Here is a 20,245-nt window from a genome sequence, read left to right as displayed (position 1 = left end):
GTTATCGAACGCGCGGTCCGCAGACAGGCAGGCGCAACCCGGCGGGTGCGAGAAACGCGACTGCCGAGCTCGTCGACCCCCACTCCGTCTCGGCTCGCCGAGCCACCTCTCCCCCGATCGACGGGGGAGAGGAAAGGCGCGAACCTGTTGCAGCCCGGCTCCCTTCCTCCCCTTCGGGAGAGAACTCACGGGGGGGGGTGAGATCATGCCAGAATGACGATCGCCGAAACCACGCCGAACAGCGCGATCAACAGGCAGTCGGCGACGCGGTAGAGTTTCAGCGCCCGCCTTATGTCGATGCTGTCGGCTTCGCGCCGGCCGCCTTCGCCCATGAACGCGTCGTCGACCGTTACGCCGCCATAGCTGCGCGGCCCGGCGAGCGCCAGGCCAAGTGCGCCGGCCATCGCCGCCTCCGGCCAGCCGGCATTGGGCGAGCGGTGCTTTTTCGCGTCGCGCCGCACCGCCTGCCATGCGGCTTTCGCGTCGGCGCCTTTCACCAGGAAAGCCGCCAAGGTGATGAGCAACGCCGTCAGCCGCGACGCCGGCAGGTTGATCCAATCGTCGAAGCGTGCGGCTGCCCTGCCGAATGCTTCGTGGCGCGGCGTGCGATGGCCGATCATCGAATCGGCGGTGTTGGCGGCCTTGTAGGCGGCGCCGCCGGCGAGGCCGCCGACGCCCGTCCAGAAGGCGGGGGCAACGATGCCGTCGGAAAAATTCTCGGCCAGGCTCTCGATCGCCGCGCGGCAGACGCCGGCCCTGTCGAGGGTTTCGGGATCGCGGCCGACGATGCGCGAGACGGCGGCGCGGCCCATGTCGAGGCCGCCCGAGTCGAGCGCATCGGCGACGGCCTCGACATGCTCATAAAGGCTCCGCTGCGACAGGAACGATGTTGCCAGAAGGGCGGTGATGAACAGTCCCAGGGGAATGAACCAGAGCAGGATCTGCACGCACAGGCCAATTAGCGCCGGCACCAGCACGATGACCAGAAGCGCCTGGACACCACGTTGGCGACGCAGTGCGTCGGGATCAGTGGCGCGGTTGAGCCTGCGATCGAGAAAGGATATCAGCCTGCCAAACCACGTCACGGGATGGCCGATGGCGCGAAACAGCCAGTCGGGGTAGCCCAGCGCGGATTCGATGGCCAATGACAGGAAAGCGATCAGGACTGACATGAAGCTTCTTGAAGGAGCGGTGGACCATGGTGGAAGTCTCGGCCGGGCAAGGGCGCTTTTCCCCAACGCCCCCCAGCCTTTCGTCGACCTCTCGACCGGAATCAATCCGCACTCCTACCCGCTTTTCGAGCTGCCCGCCACCTCGCTGTCGCGATTGCCGGAAGCGGGGCGGACGCGTGAGCTGACGGCGATCGCGGCCATTAGCTATGGTGCGCCCTCGCCAGCCAATGTCGTCGCTGCGCCCGGTACGCAGATCCTGCTGCCACGCGTGGCTTCGCTCATCGCACCGGGCAGGGCGCTCGTGCTGGGGCCGACTTATGCCGAACATGCCCGCGCGGCGGCAATCACGGGGCACGAGGTGACCGAAGTCAGCGATTTCGCTGATCTGGCGGATGCCGACCTGGCCATCGTGGTCAATCCGAACAACCCGGATGGGCGCATCGTCGAGCGCGACCGGCTGCTGGCGCTGGCCGCCGGTTTGCGCGCCAAGGGCGGGCTGCTGGTCGTCGACGAGGCGTTCATGGATGTCGGCCCGCGCGAACACAGCCTTGCCGGCTATGTCGGCCAGGGCGGCATCGTCGTGCTGCGCTCTTTCGGCAAGTTTTTCGGGCTGGCCGGCCTGCGGCTTGGATTTGCGCTTGCCGATGCGCCGACGGCCCAGCGGCTGGAAACGCAATTCGGACCTTGGGCTGTCGCCGGCCCGGCGCTGGAATATGGCATTCGCGCACTTGCCGATATCGGCTGGCAGGACGCGATGCGCGCGTCGCTGGCGGAGGCATCGGCTCGGCTCGACGGACTGTTCGGTCGTTTCGGCGTGCCTGCTGCGGGCGGCACCACATTGTTCCGCTATTTCAGCCTGCCGGATGCCGCCGGCTTGTTTGCAGCGCTTGGCGAGCGCGGCATCCTGCTTCGCCATTTCACCGACCGCCCGCACGTCCTGCGGGCAGGCCTGCCGGGGAACGAGGAGGAGTGGCTGCGGCTCGAATCCGCCCTTGCCGAATGGGCGGCGCGGCGCGAGGATCGAGCGAAAGGTATCGAACCATGATTCATGTCTGCTCGCTGGCAAAGGTCGAGGAAACAGTGGCGAGGACCGGCGCCGAGCGGCTGCTGTCGCTGTTGGCCGCCGGCACCGATGTGCTCCGCCCGGCCGCGATCATGAGGGAAAACCATCTGCACCTGGTCATGCACGACATCGCGGCGGCGCAGGATGGCATGACCATGCCGGGCGAGGAGCATGTGCGCAATCTGCTCGATTTCGCGCGCCGCTGGGACCGCGCAAGGCCAATGGTCGTTCACTGTTATGCCGGCATCAGCCGCTCGACAGCCTCCGCCTATATCATCGCTGCCGCGCTGGCGCCGAAACGCGACGAGGCCGAGCTGGCCCGGACGTTGCGGACGCTGTCGCCTTCGGCGACGCCCAATCCGCGGCTGATCGCGGTGGCCGACGCGCTGCTTGGTCGAGGCGGCCGCATGATCGCGGCAATCGAAGCGATCGGGCGCGGCGCCGATGCCTTTGAAGGCACACCGTTCGAACTGAAGATCGATATGTAGGGCTACTTCAGCCAATCGGCGAGCTTCGCCTTGCGTACGTCCCTAAGCAGGCTGACAAAACCATCAGCCTGATGTTCCGCTGTCAGCCGGCCTTTTTCAGCCGTGGCAATGCTGGCGTCGCCGACCACGCCGTTCGGATTGAGATCGCTGGCGACCCAGGCGAAGGCGTGGGTGCCGGTGTGGCGCAGGAGCGAAAATTCCTGCTCCGCGTTGGCGACGTTGGAGACGAAATTGTCGGCCTTGGTCATGTCGACGAGATCCGGCCGGAAATGCAGCATCAGCGAGGTCTCGACGTCGCCGCCATGGATGCCGTGGCGGTCCTCGAGTTCGGTGTACATGCCGGCCGGGCGGCCGAAGCGTTGCCAACTGGTCTTCACCGCCAGCATCTTTTCGCTCACCCGCAATTCGCGCGTGACGATGCCCATGATCTCCTCGTTGCCGCCATGCGAGTTGACGACGACCAGCTTGCGCACGCCTGCCCGCGCAATCGACACGCCAAGCTCGGTCCAGGCGTCCGCCAGCGTCGTTGCCGGCAAAGTAAGCGTGCCCGGCGCGTGAAGATGCTCGTTCGATTTGCCCACCGCCTGGACCGGAAGGATGCGGATGTCGAGATCGTCGGGCAGGCGGGCGATCACCGTGTCGAGCATGCCGTTCATGATCGAGGTGTCGGTCGAGACAGGCAGATGCGGTCCATGCTGCTCGATCGCCGCCACCGGCAGTACGGCGATCGTCGCTTCGGGATCGATCGAGGCATATTCGGTGGTCCGATAGTCACCCCACCACACACGTCTTTTTGCTACGGTCATGTCATGCCTCTTCGATGAACGGTGAGACCTAGCGCGAGATACACGGCGTGTCGATCACCCGGCCGCGATGGCCTCGACCTCGACCTTGAATTCAGGCCGGGCAAATCCGCTGACGATCATCAGGGTCGAGGCCGGCGCGGGGTTCGAAAAAAGCCGGTCGCGAACATCCATATAGGGTCTCAGATGCGCGCGGTCGGTGACATAGGCGTTGATGCGAACGATATCGCCGAGCCCCAGCCCCGCCTCGCCGAGGATCGCGGCGATGTTCTTGAAGCAAAGCTCGGCCTGGGCGCCGGCGTCTTCGGGGATCTGGTCGTCCGCCGTGATCGCGACCTGGCCTGAACACAACACCAGCCGCTTGCCCGGGGGCACTTCGACGCCGTGACTGTAGCGGGCAAAAGGCGGCTTGATCGACTTCGGGGTGAGGAACTTGAACATGGCAATCTCCTGGATACCGCCAGCCTAAGACTGGATTCATCACAGCTTCAAGATGGCGGTGCATGTCGCCGGTGCGATTGTGGACAGGCGTTTAAAAAATAGGCACGATGCCTCCGGTGCAGCACGACCTTTCCGGCGTTCGCAGATGGCTGTGGTGCAGGCGGGCGGGTCCCGGCGCGAGACGCCGGTGGCATGTGTCTTGCTTCTTGAATCTCTGGTGTCGAGCCTGGCGCGTGGCGCGCCGGAGCAAACAAAGGGTGGTGGTGTCGATGTACGGAAAACTGAAGATGTCGGTAGCGGCGGTGGCCGTGCTTGCAGCGAGCACGCTTGGTGCCGCGGCAAATGAAAAAGTCACCTTCGGCACCAACTGGCTGGCCGAGCCGGAACATGGCGGCTACTACCAGGCCGTGGCCGACGGCACCTATGCCGCCTGCGGCCTCGACGTCACCATCATGCAGGGTGGCCCGCAGGTCAGCGGCCGGCCGATGCTCCTGGCCGGCAAGATCGATTTCTACATGGGCGGCAACCTGCTGTCGGCCTTCGACGCCGTCCAGCAAGGCATTCCGATGCGCGTGGTGGCGGCGGACTTCCAGAAGGATCCGCAGGTCATCATGTCCCATCCCGGCGAGGGGCTGGACAAATGGGAGGACCTGAAGAACGCCGAGCAGTACATTCTGGGTGACGAGGGCGCGCAGACCTTCTTCCAGTGGATGATCATCGAGCTCGGCTTCGACGCGGCCAAGCGCGTGCCCTACACCTACAACACTGCTCCCTTCCTCGCCAACAAGAAGTCGATCCAGCAAGGCTATGTCACGTCCGAGCCGTTCGCGGTCAAAAAGGAAGGCGGCTTCGTGCCCAACCAGTTCCTGCTCGCCGACTATGGCTGGGACACCTATTCGACGACGATCGAGGTGATGCAGGACACCATCGACAAGAAGCCGGAGGTGGTCCAGTGCTTCGTCGATGGCTCGGCCAAGGGCTGGTACAAATATCTCTACGGCGACAACAAGGCCGCCAACGACATGATCAAGAAAGACAATCCTGACATGACGGATGAGCAGATCGCTTTCTCAATCGAGCAGATGAAGAAGTTCGGCCTAGCCGATTCCGGCGACACCGAGAAGCTCGGCATCGGCGCCATGAACGAGGCGCGGATCAAGAGTTTTTACGACAAGATGGTCAAGGCCAAGGTCACGCCCGCCGGCATCGACATCACGAAAGCCTACACGCTGGCCTTCGTCAACAAGGGCGTCGGGCTCGAGCTGAAGAAATAGGCCGTCCCGGCATGATGCAGGAAAAGGTGGCGCAAGCGCCAGTGAAGACTTCGGTCTCCTTGTTGGCGCTGCGGGGCGTCGGCAAGGTCTTTTCCAATGGCGTGACGGCGCTCGCCGACGTCGACCTGACGATCCGGGAAGGGGATTTCCTCAGCCTGCTCGGGCCGTCCGGCTGCGGCAAGTCGACGGCGCTGCGGCTGATCGCTGGCCTGTCAACGCCGACCTCCGGCATGCTCGACTGGCGTGCGGGCGGTTCGCTCGACCGCTCGAACATCGGCTTCGTGTTCCAGGAGCCGACATTGCTGCCCTGGGCCAGCGTCTTCGACAATGTCTGGCTGCCGCTCAGGCTGAAGGGCGTCAGCCGCGCCAAGGCGGCACCGGTGGTGACCGAGATGCTGGCAAGGGTTCATCTCACCGGTTTCGAGAACGCGGTGCCGCGCGAACTGTCGGGCGGCATGAAGATGCGCGTCTCGATCGCACGGGCCCTGGTGACCAAACCGCGCGTGCTTTTGATGGATGAGCCGTTCGCGGCCCTCGACGAAATCACCCGCTTCAAGCTCAACAACGATCTGCTGGAGTTGTGGCAGGACGAGCGCTTCACCGTCGTCTTCGTCACGCATAGCGTCTTCGAAAGCGTGTTTTTGTCCAACAGGGTTGTCGTGATGGCGGCGCGGCCAGGCAGGATCTTCGACGAGCTTGCCATCGATGCGGCCTATCCGCGCGACGAGGCCTTTCGCACCTCCCCCGATTATGCGGCGCTGTGCCGGCAGACGTCCGACGTGCTGGCCAAGGCCATCAATTCAATTGCAGGCTCGCATCATGACGACCCTTGACGGTGCATTGAAACTCGACCCCGAGGAAGCACGCCGCGCGCGCCAGGAGCGGCTCGAGCGGATCGGCCGCTGGGTTCTGCCGCTGGCGATCATGATCCTGGCGATCTGGCTGTGGGACCGTATCTGCGTGTGGAATGAAATTCCGCAATACATCCTGCCGCGTCCCGGTGTGGTGCTGGCAACGCTCTACAACGACGCCGGCCTGCTGTTCTCCGCACTGCTGGTCACCTTGCGCATCACCTTCCTCAGTCTGCTCCTTGCCGTCATCGGCGGCGTCGGGCTGGCGGTGCTGTTCGCGCAGTCGAAATGGGTGGAGATGTCGTTCTTTCCCTTCGCCATCGTGCTGCAGGTGACGCCGATCGTGGCCATCTTCCCGCTGATCAACATCTATGTCGACAACCAGACGACCAAGCTTCTGCTCTGCGCCTGGATCGTCGCCTTCTTTCCGATCCTCTCCAACACCACCCTCGGCCTGAACTCGGTCGACCGCAATCTGCGCGACCTGTTCAAGCTCAACGGCGCAACGCGCTGGCAGCAATTGCGCTATCTCAGGCTGCCGGCGGCGATGCCGTATTTTCTCGGCGGGCTGAAGATCGCCGGCGGCCTGTCGCTGATCGGCGCGGTGGTGGCCGAGTTCGTCGCCGGCGCCACCGGCCAGTCTTCGGGCCTCGCCTCGCGCATCATCGAGGCCGGCTACCGGCTGAACGCGCCCAGGCTGTTCGCGGCGCTGTTCCTGATCTCGCTGACCGGCATCCTGATCTTCCTCGTGCTGTCGCTGATTTCGCATCTCATCTTACGGCGCTGGCACGAGAGCGCGCTGAAGCAGGAGCGGTAGCGCCTTGATTCCGAACACAGGTTCATACCGGCTCGCCAACGCACGCGTTCATCGGTCCGTCACGCCTGGCCTTGCCGCGCCCTTCGACGGCGACGGTTTCGCACTTGCCGACATCGCGGTGGGCGACGGCAAGATTTCCAGCATTGCTGTTCCTGGCAGATCGAACGCACCTGCCGATGCGATCGACCTCGGCGGGCGGATTCTGCTGCCGTGCTTCATCGATTGCCACACCCATATCGACAAGGGCCATATCTGGCCGCGAAAACCCAATCCTGACGGCACTTTCATCGGGGCGCTGAATGCCACAGGTGCCGACCGCACTGACCGCTGGAGTGCCGAGGACGTGGCGCGGCGCATGGATTTCTCGCTGCGCTGCGCCTACGCGCATGGCACCAAAGCACTGCGCACGCATCTGGACAGTGTCCCGCCGCAGGAGGAAATCTCCTGGCCGGTGTTCGAGACGATGCGCGAGAGGTGGCGCGGCCGCATCGAGTTGCAGGGCGCCTGCCTGATTGGCGTCGAGGGCGTGCGCGACAAGAATTGGTTCGACAGGCTGGCCAAAAGGGTGGCCGCCGCCAAGGGCGTGCTTGGCGTCGTCACCTACATGGTGCCGGATCTGGAAGAACTGCTCGACCATGTCTTCTCCCAAGCCGTCAAGCATGGCCTCGATCTCGATTTCCATGCCGACGAGACCGACGACGTCGCGGCGATCTCGCTGAAGAAGATCGCCGAGGCGTCGCTGTGGAGCGGCTTCGAGGGCAAGATCCTCGTCGGCCACTGCTGTTCGCTGGCGCGCCAGCCGGACCTCGAGGTGCTGGACACGCTGGACAAGGTGGCGAAAGCCGGGCTGGCGATCGTCTCGCTGCCGATGTGCAATCTCTATCTGCAGGACCGGCGGCGCGATCAAACCACGCCGCGCTGGCGCGGGGTAACGCTGCTGCACGAGATGAAGGCGAGGGGCATTCCGATCGCGGTCGCCTCCGACAATACCCGCGATCCGTTCTATGCCTATGGCGATCTCGACATGCTGGAGGTCTACCGCATGGCGACGCGCATCCTGCATTTCGATCATCCGGTCGCCGATTGGCCGCAGGCCGTCACGGCAACGCCGGCTCACGTGATGCGGCTCGATGGTTTCGGCACGCTTGCCGCCGGCGCCGATGCCGATTTCATCGTCTTCAAGGGCCGCAGCTGGACGGAATTGCTGTCGCGGCCCGAATCGGATCGCATCGTGGTGCGCGCCGGGCGGGCGATCGACCGGCAACTGCCCGACTATGCCGAACTCGACGAGCTGATGGTGGACTGATGGATATCGCCGCGCTGAAACGCGATCTCGACGGGATAAAACTCGACGACAATCCGGCCATCGTCCAGCAGAAAAGCCGCGATTTCTACTGGTACAGCCCGGTGCTGAAGCAGCAGCTCGATCACGTCACCGGCGATCTTGTCGTGACGCCCAAGAACGAGGCCGAGCTGATCCGCGTGCTCGCCGCCTGCCACCGGCATGGCGTGCCAGTGACGCCGCGCGGCAGCGGCACAGGCAATTACGGCCAGGCGATGCCGCTCTCGGGCGGCGTCGTGCTCAATCTCGCCGAGATGAACGAGATCAAGTCGATCGCGCCGGGGCGTGTGGTGACCGGGCCGGGCGCTGTGCTGGCCGACATCGACAAGGCAACGCGGGCGCATTCCGGCCAGGAACTGCGGCTCTCACCCTCCACCTACAACACCGCCTCGATCGGCGGCTTCATCGCCGGCGGTTCGGGCGGCGTCGGTTCGATCAATTTCGGCGGCTTGCGTGATTTCGGCAATGTGCTGCGCCTGCGCGTGGTAACCATGGAGGCCGAGCCGAGGGAGCTCGAACTCACCGGCGAGGATCTGCACAAGGTGACCCACGCCTACGGCACCAACGGTATCATCATGGAAGTCGAGATGCCGCTGACCGCGGCCTATGAGTGGATCGACATCATTGTCGGCTTCGACGCCTTCATGAATGCGGCGCGCTACGGCAACGCGCTGGCCTGCCAGGACGGCATCCTGACCAAGCTGATCACGCCGATCGCGGCACCGGTGCCGCAGCTCTATTTCAAACGGCACCAGAAATTCCTGAAGGATGGGCAGAGCATCTGCGTCGTCATGGTGGCGCGGCATGGGCTGGACGCCTTTCTCGCTTTCACGCGGCGGGCTGGAGGCGAGGTGGTCTTCAATGCCGCGACGGCGACGCCGGAGGAGAAAAAGGGTCTGCCGCCGGCCTATGAGCTGGCCTGGAACCACACGACGCTCAGGGCGCTGCGGGTCGACCCCGACATCACCTATTTGCAGTCGCTCTATCCCTTTCCCAACCAGCTGGCGCTGGTCGAGAAAATGGACGCGATGTTTCCGGGCGAAGTGTTCTCGCATCTGGAGTTCGTGCGGCTGGATGGCAACATCACCTGCTTCGGCCTGCCGCTGGTCAAGTTCACCACCGAGGCGCGGCTCGACGAGATCATCCGCCTGCATGAAGAGAATGGCTGCCCGATCTTCAACCCGCATCGTTACACGCTGGAAGAGGGCGGCATGAAGCAGACCGATGCGGTGCAACTCGCCTTCAAGCGCGAGACCGACCCGCAAGGACTGCTCAATCCCGGCAAGATGATCGCCTGGGAAAACCCGGATTATGACTACCGTTCGGGACGAACTTTTCTGTTCAAGGGGCTGCAGAGGACGGGATGAGGAGAGGCTCGCGCTTGAACACCCCCCTCTGGCCTGCCGGCCCGGGCCCTTCGCTGTCGCTTCGGGCGTTCGTCGCTCGGAAAGCCAAGAAATTGGCTTCCCGTCCGCTGCGCGGACCACTCCTCACCCCCCGCATGGGGGGAGATCGGCAGCTTAAGCGCTGCCGCCAACCTGCCGCGCTGACAATTGGCGAAAGCAGGGAGATAATCCGATCTCCCCCCTTGCGGGGGAGATGCCCGGCAGGGCAGAGGGGGGTGCCTCGCGCTGACCCAGGCAATGCTCCGCCATGAACATCCTCGTCGTCCACGCCCATCCGGTCGAAACCAGCTTCAATGCCGGCCTGCACCGGACGATCGTCGAGCGACTGACGGCTGCCGGCCATGCGATTGACGACTGCGACCTCTATGCAGAGGATTTCGATCCGCGGCTCTCTCGCCAGGAGCGGCTGGACTACCACAATCCGCGCGGCTCCGCCGACCCTGCGGCGCCGTATGTCGAACGCCTGCTGCGCGCCGATGCGCTGGTGCTTTCCTATCCGGTCTGGAACTACGGCTTTCCGGCAATCCTGAAAGGGTTCTTCGACCGCGTCTTCCTGCCCGGCGTGTCGTTCAAGCTGGTCGACGGCAAGGCGCAGCCGTCGCTGCACAACATCAGGAAGATCGCGGCGGTCACCACCTATGGCGGCAGCCGGTTCCGCGCCATGCTGATGGGGGACCCGCCGCGCAAACTGGTCCAGCGCGTGCTGCGCGCCACGGTCAAGCCGGGCGCTTCGGTTTCCTATCTGGCGCATTATTCGATGAACATTTCGAGCGACGAGACGCGCAAGGCGTTCTTGGCCAAGGTCACGGCCAGCATGGACAGATTCTGATGCGCGCGCTGGTGGTTTATTGCCATCCGGTGCCGGAGAGTTTTTGCGCCGCTATCCGCGACACCGCCGTGGAGGTGCTGACGCGAAAGGGCTGGGAGGTGCGGCTGCTCGACCTCTATGCCGAGAAGTTCGATCCGGTGATGAGCTGCGAGGAACGGCGTTTCTACAACAACCAGGCGCCGCAGGACCTTGCGCTGAAGCCGCATTTCGAGCTGCTCAACTGGGCCGAGGCAATCCTCTTCGTCTATCCGACCTGGTGGTACGGGCTGCCGGCGATGCTGAAGGGTTGGCTCGACCGGGTGTGGGCGACGGACGTCGCCTTCAAGCTGCCGGCCGGCAAGGGGCGGATCAAGTCGCTGATGCGGCATGTGACCAAGGTCGGCGTCATCACCACCTGCGGCGCGCCGACATGGTGGAGCGTCGTCGTCGGCCAGCCCGGGCGCAAAACCTTGCTGCGCGGCATGCGCGCGCTGTGCGCCACGCGCTGCCGGACCTTCTTCCTGGCGCACTATCTGATGGACGCCTCGACGCCGAAGACGAGGGCCGCGTTTCTGGCGAAGGTGCGGGCGAAGCTGGAGCGGTTTTGAGGGGGCGAACTGCCCTTCTCCCCTTGTGGGAGAAGGGAAAACCGCGCTACGTCTTCACCCGTTCCGATTTCGGATCATACATCGGCTTCAGCGATGCCTCTGCCGCAAACCGCTCGCCGGCGATCTCGATCTCATAGGACGAGGCCAGCACATCCGCCTCGGTCTCGCCCTGGCAGGGCACATAGCCCAGCGCGATCGCGCCGCCGAGATGGTGGCCGTAATTGCCTGAGGTGATCGGACCGACGATCTTGCCGTCGCGCAGGATCGCCTCGTTGTGGAAGAGCAGCGGTTGCGGGTCCTTCAGCCGGAACTGGACCAGCCGGCGGCTCAATCCGGCTTCCTTCTTCTTCAACACCGCGTCGCGGCCGATGAAATCGCCCTTGGCCGTCTTCACCGCGAAGCCGAGGCCGGCTTCCAGCACATTGTCTTCGTCGGTGATGTCGTGACCGAAATGGCGGAAAGCCTTTTCGATACGGCAGGAGTCGAGCGCATGCAGCCCGCACAGCTTGAGGCCGACATCGGCGCCGGCCGCTTCGATGGCTTCAAAGACGTGGGCCGCCTGGTCGGTCGAGACATAGAGCTCCCAGCCGAGTTCGCCGACATAGGTGACACGGTGGGCGCGGGCGAGGCCCATGCCGATTTCGATCTCCTGGAAGGTGCCGAACGGGTTGTTCTCGTTGGAGAAGTCATTCGGGCTGACCTTCTGGATCAGTTTTCGCGCATCCGGGCCCATCAGGCAGAGCACGCTTTCGGCAGCGGTTACATCGGTGATGACGACAAACGCCTCATCGACGTGCCGGCGTAGCCAGGCGAGGTCGCGCTGCAGCGCGGCGCCGGGCACGACGAGGAAATAGGCGGTGTCCGACAGGCGCGACACCGTGAGATCGCTCTCGATGCCGCCGCGCCGGTTGAGCATCTGCGTGTAGACGATCTTGCCCGGCGCCACGTCTATGTTGTTGGCGCAGAGTTTTTGCAGGAACGCGCAGGCGTCGCGGCCCTCGACGCGGATCTTGCCGAACGAGGTCATGTCGAACAGGCCGACCTTGTTGCGGACGGCGAGGTGCTCCTCGCGCTGGTTGTCGAACCAGTTCTGCCGCTTCCAGGAATAGCGGTACTCGCGCTCCTGTCCCTCGCGCGCGAACCAGTTGGCGCGCTCCCAGCCGGCGACCTCGCCGAACACGGCGCCGCGCGCCTTCAGATGCTCATGCAGGGGTGAACGGCGCACGCCGCGCGATGTCGCCATCTGGCGATAGGGGAAATGGTCGGCATAGAGCAGGCCGAGCGTTTCGGAGACGCGCTCCTTGAGGTAACGGCGGTTCTTCTGGAAAGGCTGGGCGCGGCGGATGTCGACTTCCCACAGGTCGAACGGTGCCTCGCCGTCGTTGATCCACTGTGCCAGCGCCATGCCGGCGCCGCCTGACGAGACGATGCCGATCGAATTGTAGCCGGTCGCCATCCAGTAGCCACGCAGTTCCGGCGCCTCGCCGAGATAGTAGCGGTCGTCGGGCGTAAAACTCTCGGGGCCGTTGAAGAAGGTGTGGATGCCGGCGGTCGCCAGCATCGGCATGCGGTTGACGCCCATTTCCAGGATCGGCTCGAAATGGTCCATGTCCTCGGGCAGTTGATCGAAGCAGAAGTCCTCGCGGATGCCGTCCATGCCCCAGGGCTTGGCCACCGGCTCGAAGGCGCCGAGCATCATCTTGCCGGCGTCTTCCTTGTAATAGGCGCACTCGTCGGGCACGCGCAGCACCGGCAGGCGGCTCAGCCCCGGGATCGGCTCGGTGACGAGGTAAAAATGCTCGCAGGCGTGCAGCGGGATGGTGACGCCGTTCTGGGCGCCCAGTTCGCGCGCCCACATGCCGGCGCAGTTGACGACGATGTCGGCCTCGATCGTGCCTTGCTCTTCGCCCTGCGCCCAGGACACGCCGGTGACGCGGCCCGCCTTGGTGTGGACCTTGGTGACCTTCACATTCTCCACGATGGTGGCGCCGCGTTGGCGCGCGCCCTTCGCCAGCGCCATGGCGATGTTGGCGGGGTCGCACTGGCCATCAAGCGGCAGATGCACGGCGCCGACGACGTCGGACACGTTGAGATGCGGGTACATCTCCTTGACTTCCCTGGGCGAAATCTCGCGCACGTCGACATCGAAGGCGCGGGCGAGTGACGCCTGACGATAGATCTCGTGCTTGCGCTCCTCGGTCAGCGCGACGGTGATCGAGCCGACTTGGCGCATGCCGGTGCCGACCTCGGTCTCGGCTTCCAGCTTGACGTAGAGGTCGGCCGAATATTTCGCCAGCCGCGTCATGTTCTGCGAGCCGCGCAACTGGCCGATCAGGCCGGCGGCATGCCATGTCGTGCCCGAGGTCAGCTGCTTGCGCTCCAGAAGGACGATGTCGGTCCAGCCGAGCTTGGCCAGGTGATAGGCGACCGAGCAGCCCGAAACGCCGCCGCCGATGATGACGGCCCTTGCCTTGGCGGGAATGGTTCTGGGGGAAGGGATGTTCATGCGGCCTCGCGGCGGTAGCTGGAGACAAAGCGGCGCAGCCGGAGTGCTGCTTCCCGCAAGACGGGTTCCGGCTGGCACAGGCTGACGCGGATATGGCCTGCCGCGGCCTCGCCGAAGCTGGAGCCGGGCATGACGCCGACCTTCTCCTTGTCGAGGAAGGCGAAAGCGAATTTCTCGTCGTCGGATTCGACGGCCGATATGTCGAGCATGACATACATGCCGCCTTCGGAGCCGCGCACGCCGACATCGTTCATGCCTCGCACGGCGTCGAGCAGGACGGCGCGTCGCGCCGCATAGCGTTCGGCGATTTCCTTCACGCCATAACCCTTCTCCAGCGCCTCGGTGCAAGCGATCGAGATGAAGGCCGGGAGGCCGTAGGTCGTCACCAGATTGAGGTTGGTCAGCAGCGAGATCATCTCGCTGGGGCCGGTCAGCCAGCCCATGCGCCAACCGGTCATGCCGTGGCTCTTGGACATGGAATTGATGACCAGCGTGCGCTCGGCCATGCCGGGCAGGGAACGCGGCGAGATGTGCTCGCCACCGCCGAGCGTCCAATAGACTTCGTCGGACAGCAGCCACAAATCGTGCTCGCGGCAGACCTCGGCCAGCTGTTCCAGCCGTTCGCGCGAATAGACGGCTCCGGTCGGGTTGTTCGGCGTGTTGATCAGGATGGCGCGTGTGTTCGGCCGAAGTGCCGCGCGGATCATGTCGGCGCGGGGCTGGAAACCGTCCTCGGCCGGCGTCTCGACAACCGTGAAGGTCGCGCCCGCGGCGCTGAAGGTGTTGGGGTAGGTCGCGTAGTATGGCGCGACCACGATGGCGTGGTCGCCCGGGTCGAGCACGGCCTGCACGGCGGCGTAGAGCGCCGCCTGGCCGCCCGGCGTGGCGATGACCTGGTCCGGCGTCGTCCCGACGCCCGTGCAGGCGACCGAGGCCGCCGCCATCGCCTTGCGCAGGCGCGGCAGGCCGGGCAAAGGGGTATAGTGGTGATTGCTGCCGCGAACCGCGGTCACGCAGGCCTCGATCGTTTCGGAAGGTGTGTCGAAATCGTGATCGCCGACCGACAGCATGATGATGTCCTCGCCGGCTTCCTTGCGGGCCCACGCGGCGAAATGGACTTCCCAGCCATCCTTGCCCGACGGCACGATGCCTGAAATGCGCGATGATGGTTTTGGCATCAGGCTCTCAACCTTTCGTTTTTCGGATCCCACAAAGGCTCATCGTTCTGCACGACCGCCTTGAAACGGTCGCCGAAGATCTCGATCTCCACGGCGGTGCCGGGCTCCGCCAGATCGGCACGCAGCATGCCGAGCGCGATCGACTTGCCGACGCGATGGCCCCAGCCGCCCGACGTCGTCTCGCCGACGATCTGGCCGTCATGCCACAGCGTCGACATGTAGGGGGCGTCGCAATCGCCGGGGTTTTCGACCACCAGCGTGACGAAGCGCTTCCTGACGCCCTGCTGCTTCTCGTTCTGGAGCGCCGCCTTGCCGCGGAACTCGGGCTTGTCCCATTTGACGAACCGCTCGAGCCCGCCTTGCAGGATCGAGTAGTCGGTCGAGAGGTCGCCTTTCCAGGTGCGATAGCCCTTTTCAAGCCGCAACGAATCCAGCGCGTACATGCCGAATGGTTTCAGGCCGTGCGGCTGTCCCGCCGCGCAGATGGTGTCGAAAACGGCGGCGGTGTCGTCGACCCTGGTGTGGATTTCCCAGCCGAGTTCGCCGGCGAAGGAGACGCGGACCAGCTTCGCCCAGCGCCCGGCGATCTTGGTTTCCTGATGCGTGAGCCACGGCAAGGTCAGGTCGGCCTCACAGACGGCGGCGAGGATTTCTCGCGACTTGGGTCCGGCCAGGATTTGGGTGGAGAATTCCTCGGTCCGGTCGATCAGCTTGAAAGTCGCGTCCACGGGCATGTGCGATTTCAGCCATTCGAAATCATGCCATTGCGCCACCGCCGCGGTGATCAGCGTCATGGATTCCTCGCCGTGGCGCACCACCGACATTTCGGTGACGATGCGGCCCTTGTCGTCGGAGAAATAGACGAGACCGATGCGGCCGGGCTTCGGCACGAGGCCGGTCACTTGCCGGCTAAGCCATTCGGCGGCGCCCGGACCTTCGAGGTTGAAGCGCGAAAAACCCGGCAGGTCGAGGATGCCGGCGGCGTCGCGGACGGCCAGGCATTCCTCGCGCACGCGGTGCTGCCACGGCCCGTCGCGGCGGAAGGTGAGCGTTGCTTCCTCCGAGACGTCGTCGCCATCCTGCGCATACCAGGTGGCGCGCTCCCAGCCATTATAGGCGTCGAAGCGCGCGCCGAACGCCTTCATGCGATCATGGATCGGCGACAATTTCCTGTCGCGTCCCGCCGGCCAGGCATGGCGCGGAAACTGGATGGCGTATTCGTTGCCGTAGATCTCCATGCCTTTGGCAACGCAGTAATCCGGAGCCGAAGCGAAGGACGTGAAGCGGCGCGGGTCGCAAGACCACATGTCCCATTCGGTCTGGCCTTGCGTGACCCATTCGGCCAACACCTTGCCTGCACCGCCGCCTTGCGCGATGCCGAAGGTGAAGACGCAGGCCTCGAACGCATTGGGGACGCCCGGCATCGGCCCGATCAGCGGATTGCCGTCCGGCGCATAGGGGATCGGGCCGTTGATGACCTTGGACAGGCCGGCGGTGCCCAGGATCGGCACGCGGGCGACGGCGTCTGCCAGATAATGTTCCAGCCGGTCGAGATCGTCGGGGAAAAGCTGGAAGGAAAAATCCTCCGGCATCGGATCGTTGTGACCCGCCCAATGCGCGCGGCAATTGCGCTCATAGGGGCCGAGATTCATGCCGTTCTTTTCCTGGCGCAGATAGTAGGAAGTGTCGACGTCACGCAGCAGCGGCAGCTTCCTGCCCTGTTCCTTCGACCATGCGGCGAGCTCGGGGATCTCCTCGAACAATATGTACTGATGGCTCATCACCATCATCGGCACCTCGCGGCCGAACATTTTTCCAACTTCGGCGGCACGGTAGCCGGCGGCGTTGACGACGATCTCGCAGCGGATCTCGCCTTGCGGCGTCACGACCACCCATTCGTCCCTTTCGCGGCGCACGCCTGTCACCGGGCAGAAGCGTATGATCCGGGCACCCATGTCGCGCGCGCCCTTGGCCAGCGCCTGGGTCAGCTGCGCCGGGTCTATGTCGCCGTCGCTCGGGTCGTAGAGGGCGCCTTCCAGCTCATGCGTCTCGATGAAGGGATAGCGGCGCTTGATCTCGTCCGTGCCGACGATATCGATGTCCATGCCCTGGTAGCGGCCCATGCCCTTGGCGCGCTGGAACTCCTGCATGCGCTCTTGCGTGTGGGCAAGCCGCAGGGAGCCGGTGACATGGTAGTTCATCGGATAGTCGACGGCCTCGGCCAGCCCGCGATAGAGCTCGGTCGAATAGCGCTGCATGTTCATCAGCGACCAGGACGAGGAGAAGGTCGGCACGTTACCGGCGGCATGCCAGGTCGAGCCGGAGGTGAGTTCATTCTTTTCAAGGAGAACGCAGTCGGTCCAGCCCGCCTTGGCGAGATGGTAGAGCGAGGAGGCGCCGACGACACCGCCTCCGATGATCACCACGCGTGCCGTGCTCGGCAAACCGGCCATGTTCTTCTCCAACCCTTGGTCCAATTTCATTCAATAAACTGGCGGCGAAACCACCCAGATGACGACCGCCGGCTCCATTCCCGGATTGCGCCAGCGGAATGGCTTGCCCTCGAAGCGAAAGGAATCGCCTTCGCCGAGCCGGTGCCATGTCCCCGATATTTCGATGTCGAACGTCCCCGACACGACATATCCAGCCTCTTCGGTTGGCCGGCGCGCCTCGCTCTTGAGCTCAGCGCCCGGCGCGAAGACGGAACGCAGCATCTCGAAGCTACCGCCGAGATCAGGCGACAGAAGCTCCTCCATGAGGCCGGATTCGCTTGTGCCAAGGGTGCGGCGGCTGCCGGCCCGCACGACCGCGCCGCGCTCGCTTTCGACAGGCACGTCGTGGCCGAAGAACAGGCTGACCGGCACGCCGAACAGTTCGCCGAAAGCCCGGAGATCACTGAGCGACGGTGTCGACAGGCCGCGTTCGACCTGGCTGACCCAGCCGACCGACCGGCCGAGTTTCAGGGCGATCTCGGCGAGCGTCAACCCTCGCGCCTTGCGCAGCGCCCTGATGTCGCTGGCCAGCAATCGCTCGTAATTTCCCTGCAATGCTTTCGCTGTAGTTGGAGGCAAATCGCGCTCTCGTGAAAAAATCCCATCAAATTTCATGAGATGCCGGAGCGGTGAAAAAATCAAGCGGATTTTCACGGGTGCACAAGATTTGCTTGCGCGATTTTGGCGGTTCATGCAAAGGCTCGGCCGCGAGCGGCGAGTGGGGACGTCCGATCGGGACACAGGGTAAGGGACGGCCCATGCTTGGGAAGAAGGCTCGAATCACGGTTGATGCCGAGATCGTCGACGACGCGATCGTATCGCGCCGGTCGGTGCGCGCTTTTCTGCCCGACATGGTCGATGACGATACAATCCGCGACATACTGGCGGTTGCGGCACGCGCTCCCTCCGGCACCAATATGCAGCCATGGCGGGTCTATGTCACCAAGGGTGACACCAAGCAGCGGATATCGGATGCCATCCTGAATTCCGGCATCCGTGCTGAAAAGGCCGATTGGGACGAATATCGCTATTATCCCACGCAGTTCTTCGAACCCTACCTGACCCGCCGCCGCGCCAACGGTTTCGGGCTCTACGGCGCGCTCGGCATCGGCCGCCGGGAGGTCGACAAGATGCGTGCCCAGCACGACCGCAACTTCGTCTTCTTCGACGCGCCGGTCGGCATGATCTTCACCATCGACCGCCGGCTTAACCAGGGTTCCTGGATCGACTACGGCATGTTCCTGCAGAACATCATGGTTGCCGCGCGGGGCAGGGGCTTGCACACCTGTCCGCAGGCGGCGTTCGCGCCCTATCACCGGCAGATCAGGCCGGTGCTCGGCATTCCCGACGAGGAGATCGTCGTCTGCGGCATGGCGCTCGGTTATGAAGATACGTCGAAGCCCGAAAACGCCTTCCGAACCGACCGCGTGCCGCTGGAGGAATGGGTGACGTTCAGCGAGTAGGCCGCTGCTGCGCTGCGACATCCGCTATTCCGTGTTCATCTGGGCGCCATGGCCGCTGACATGGGCGCCATCCTGCGGCGTCAGCTTGAGATAGGCTGATAGCGCGCACAGCGTGATGACACCCTCGATCACGAACAGTATCCGGAAGTCATTGGCGACGGCCGGGCCGCCGCCGGCCAGAAACGATAGTGCCGCGGCGGCCAGGCCGACGCTGATCGCCACCGCCAGTTGCCACAATATGTAATAGAGCGCGCTGAAGCGGGCGAGCTGATCGGGCGCGATGTCGGAATAGGCAAGGTTGCCGGTCGACGCCCATTGCGCGGAACGGAAGACGCCGAAGATGAAGATGTAGGCAAGCACGATCCACACCGGTGTGGTCGCCTGCATCAGGGCAAAGCCCGCAACCATGGCCGCGACGACGGGCGTGTTGAAAACCAGCACGCGGCGGAAACCGAAGCGGTTGAGCAGGCGAGGCATGAAGACACGCATGACCACCGACCCGACCGCGGCGACGAAGGTCAGCGATCCCGCCTGTACCGCGCTCATGCCGAAGCCGAGCTGGAACATCAGCGGCAGCAGGAAGACGACGGAGCTGAGGCCGATCGTGTCCAGACCGCCGCCGGTGAGGAAGGAGATGCGGAAGGTGCGGATGCGCAGGAGCTTGAGGTCGAGCAAGGGATTGCGCACGCGCAGGCAATAGAACGAGGCGACCGTCAGGATGACCAGCGCCAGGACAAGCTCGGCCGCGATCACGCCGGCGGCCGCATCTTTCGCCGCCAGCGAATCCATGCCGAAGACAAGCAAGACCATGCCGCTGCCGACCAGCAGGAAGCCCGGGAAATCGAACGGCGTGCGCACGGGTTTGGTCACCGTCGGAAACAGCGAGGCGGCAAGGACAGCCGCGGCCAGCGCGAAGGGCACGTTGATGAAGAAGATCCAGCGCCAGGAAATGTAAGTGGTCAGCGCGCCGCCGACGAGCGGACCGACCAGCGGCCCGGACTGGCCGGCCAGCGAGATATACATGTTGATCTTCAGCGTCCGGCTTCGAGGGAAGGTCGACAGGATGACGACCTGGCCGAGCGTGCCCATCAGTGCGCCGCCGAAGCCCTGCAGCGCGCGGGCGCCGACCAGCGTCCAGATATTGTTCGATAGGCCGCACAGCGCCGACGAGGCGGCGAATACCAGCAGCGCAAAGCAGTAGACGTTGCGCAGGCCGAAGCGGTCGGCAGCCCAACCGCCGAGCGGCATCGAGATGATCAGGCTGGCGACGTAGACCGTGATCAGCAGGCCAAGCTGGCTCGGTGGACGGCCAAGGCTTTCGCTGATGCCGGGCAGCGCCGTCACCACGACATTCTGGTCGAGACTGGTCATGAACACGCCGCAGGCGACCGTCAGCGGCAGCAGGAGCAGGGCTCTGGCTGGCACATCGGCGCGATCGGTGACGCCGGCGGATATTTCTGCGGTCATGGAGATATTCGAACCAAACGGATGCGCGGATTCTGGAGACGGGTTTTGTTACCCTTCGGACCGGCT

General features: G+C 64.4%; 18 protein-coding genes. 10 read left to right on the top strand and 8 right to left on the bottom strand.

Translation table 11 applies throughout. The annotated features are described in order from the left end of the window. Positions 1–203: 203 nt before the first annotated feature. Positions 204–1,172 (bottom strand): adenosylcobinamide-phosphate synthase CbiB, encoded by a 969-nt coding sequence (gene cbiB, locus FJ946_RS17735; protein WP_140555013.1) that lies wholly within the window; start codon positions 1,170–1,172, stop codon positions 204–206. Here cbiB and cobD point away from each other — a divergent pair. Beyond that, the gene (cobD, locus tag FJ946_RS17730) at positions 1,171–2,217 is read left to right on the top strand and encodes a threonine-phosphate decarboxylase CobD (protein ID WP_140564179.1); all 1,047 of its coding nucleotides are present in this window, start codon (positions 1,171–1,173) and stop codon (positions 2,215–2,217) included. The two genes, cbiB and cobD, sit on opposite strands and share 2 nt — an antisense overlap. Beyond that, positions 2,214–2,723 (top strand): tyrosine phosphatase family protein, encoded by a 510-nt coding sequence (locus tag FJ946_RS17725; RefSeq protein ID WP_140564178.1) that lies wholly within the window; start codon positions 2,214–2,216, stop codon positions 2,721–2,723. Before cobD ends, FJ946_RS17725 begins: the two co-directional genes overlap by 4 nt. 2 nt (positions 2,724–2,725) lie before the next feature. Here the strand turns inward: FJ946_RS17725 and FJ946_RS17720 are convergent, their stop codons facing one another. Both FJ946_RS17720 and FJ946_RS17715 read right to left on the bottom strand, forming a co-directional pair. Then, positions 2,726–3,529, bottom strand: a complete 804-nt coding sequence (locus tag FJ946_RS17720) for a creatininase family protein (RefSeq protein WP_140564177.1) — start codon at positions 3,527–3,529, stop codon at positions 2,726–2,728. Between the two features lie 54 nt (positions 3,530–3,583). Further along, positions 3,584–3,967 carry a RidA family protein gene (locus tag FJ946_RS17715; RefSeq protein WP_140495610.1) on the bottom strand — a complete coding sequence of 128 codons (384 nt, stop codon included), beginning with the start codon at positions 3,965–3,967 and terminating at the stop codon, positions 3,584–3,586. A gap of 269 nt (positions 3,968–4,236) precedes the next feature. Here FJ946_RS17715 and FJ946_RS17710 point away from each other — a divergent pair, with 269 nt between their 5' ends. The 7 genes from FJ946_RS17710 (at position 4,237) to FJ946_RS17675 (ending at position 11,073) form a co-directional block, all read left to right on the top strand. Beyond that, on the top strand, positions 4,237–5,241 hold the full coding sequence (locus tag FJ946_RS17710; RefSeq protein ID WP_140495611.1) for an ABC transporter substrate-binding protein: 1,005 nt from the start codon (positions 4,237–4,239) through the stop codon (positions 5,239–5,241). Positions 5,242–5,252: 11 nt separating this feature from the next. Next, complete coding sequence (locus FJ946_RS17705; RefSeq protein ID WP_140564176.1) at positions 5,253–6,074, top strand: ABC transporter ATP-binding protein; 822 nt, start codon at positions 5,253–5,255, stop codon at positions 6,072–6,074. Further along, positions 6,061–6,909, top strand: a complete 849-nt coding sequence (locus tag FJ946_RS17700) for an ABC transporter permease (protein WP_140516383.1) — start codon at positions 6,061–6,063, stop codon at positions 6,907–6,909. Before FJ946_RS17705 ends, FJ946_RS17700 begins: the two co-directional genes overlap by 14 nt. 4 nt (positions 6,910–6,913) lie before the next feature. Next, on the top strand, positions 6,914–8,215 hold the full coding sequence (locus FJ946_RS17695) for a cytosine deaminase (RefSeq protein WP_140564175.1): 1,302 nt from the start codon (positions 6,914–6,916) through the stop codon (positions 8,213–8,215). Continuing rightward, positions 8,215–9,618 carry an FAD-binding oxidoreductase gene (locus FJ946_RS17690; protein ID WP_140564174.1) on the top strand — a complete coding sequence of 468 codons (1,404 nt, stop codon included), beginning with the start codon at positions 8,215–8,217 and terminating at the stop codon, positions 9,616–9,618. Before FJ946_RS17695 ends, FJ946_RS17690 begins: the two co-directional genes overlap by 1 nt. Positions 9,619–9,904: 286 nt before the next feature. Then, positions 9,905–10,486: an NAD(P)H-dependent oxidoreductase gene (locus tag FJ946_RS17680; protein WP_140564172.1), complete on the top strand. Its 582-nt coding sequence runs from the start codon at positions 9,905–9,907 to the stop codon at positions 10,484–10,486. Next, on the top strand, positions 10,486–11,073 hold the full coding sequence (locus tag FJ946_RS17675) for an NAD(P)H-dependent oxidoreductase (protein ID WP_140521127.1): 588 nt from the start codon (positions 10,486–10,488) through the stop codon (positions 11,071–11,073). The genes FJ946_RS17680 and FJ946_RS17675 overlap by 1 nt, the downstream gene beginning before the upstream one ends. 46 nt (positions 11,074–11,119) lie before the next feature. On the opposite strand, the gene FJ946_RS17670 is transcribed toward FJ946_RS17675, so the two are convergent. From FJ946_RS17670 to FJ946_RS17655, 4 genes are read right to left on the bottom strand one after another with little or no spacing between them, the layout of a single operon-like run. Beyond that, on the bottom strand, positions 11,120–13,579 hold the full coding sequence (locus FJ946_RS17670) for an FAD-dependent oxidoreductase (RefSeq protein ID WP_140564171.1): 2,460 nt from the start codon (positions 13,577–13,579) through the stop codon (positions 11,120–11,122). Next, positions 13,576–14,757 carry a pyridoxal phosphate-dependent aminotransferase gene (locus FJ946_RS17665; RefSeq protein WP_140495619.1) on the bottom strand — a complete coding sequence of 394 codons (1,182 nt, stop codon included), beginning with the start codon at positions 14,755–14,757 and terminating at the stop codon, positions 13,576–13,578. The genes FJ946_RS17670 and FJ946_RS17665 overlap by 4 nt, the downstream gene beginning before the upstream one ends. After that, complete coding sequence (locus FJ946_RS17660; protein WP_140564170.1) at positions 14,757–17,210, bottom strand: FAD-dependent oxidoreductase; 2,454 nt, start codon at positions 17,208–17,210, stop codon at positions 14,757–14,759. Before FJ946_RS17660 ends, FJ946_RS17665 begins: the two co-directional genes overlap by 1 nt. Positions 17,211–17,240: 30 nt before the next feature. Continuing rightward, positions 17,241–17,783: an XRE family transcriptional regulator gene (locus FJ946_RS17655; RefSeq protein ID WP_181167629.1), complete on the bottom strand. Its 543-nt coding sequence runs from the start codon at positions 17,781–17,783 to the stop codon at positions 17,241–17,243. A 224-nt stretch (positions 17,784–18,007) separates the two neighbouring features. Between FJ946_RS17655 and FJ946_RS17650 the strand changes: the two genes are divergently transcribed. Beyond that, entirely contained in the window at positions 18,008–18,712 is a 705-nt protein-coding gene (locus FJ946_RS17650; protein WP_181167630.1) for a nitroreductase, read from the top strand. Positions 18,713–18,736: 24 nt separating this feature from the next. On the opposite strand, the gene FJ946_RS17645 is transcribed toward FJ946_RS17650, so the two are convergent. After that, positions 18,737–20,179, bottom strand: a complete 1,443-nt coding sequence (locus tag FJ946_RS17645; protein WP_140564168.1) for an MFS transporter — start codon at positions 20,177–20,179, stop codon at positions 18,737–18,739. Between the last annotated feature and the right edge of the window lie 66 nt (positions 20,180–20,245).

It is taken from the genome of Mesorhizobium sp. B2-4-7 (assembly GCF_006442685.1).
Lineage (GTDB): Bacteria > Pseudomonadota > Alphaproteobacteria > Rhizobiales > Rhizobiaceae > Mesorhizobium.
Note: the sequence above shows the minus strand (reverse complement) of the source record. Positions and strands in the feature narration are given on the sequence as shown.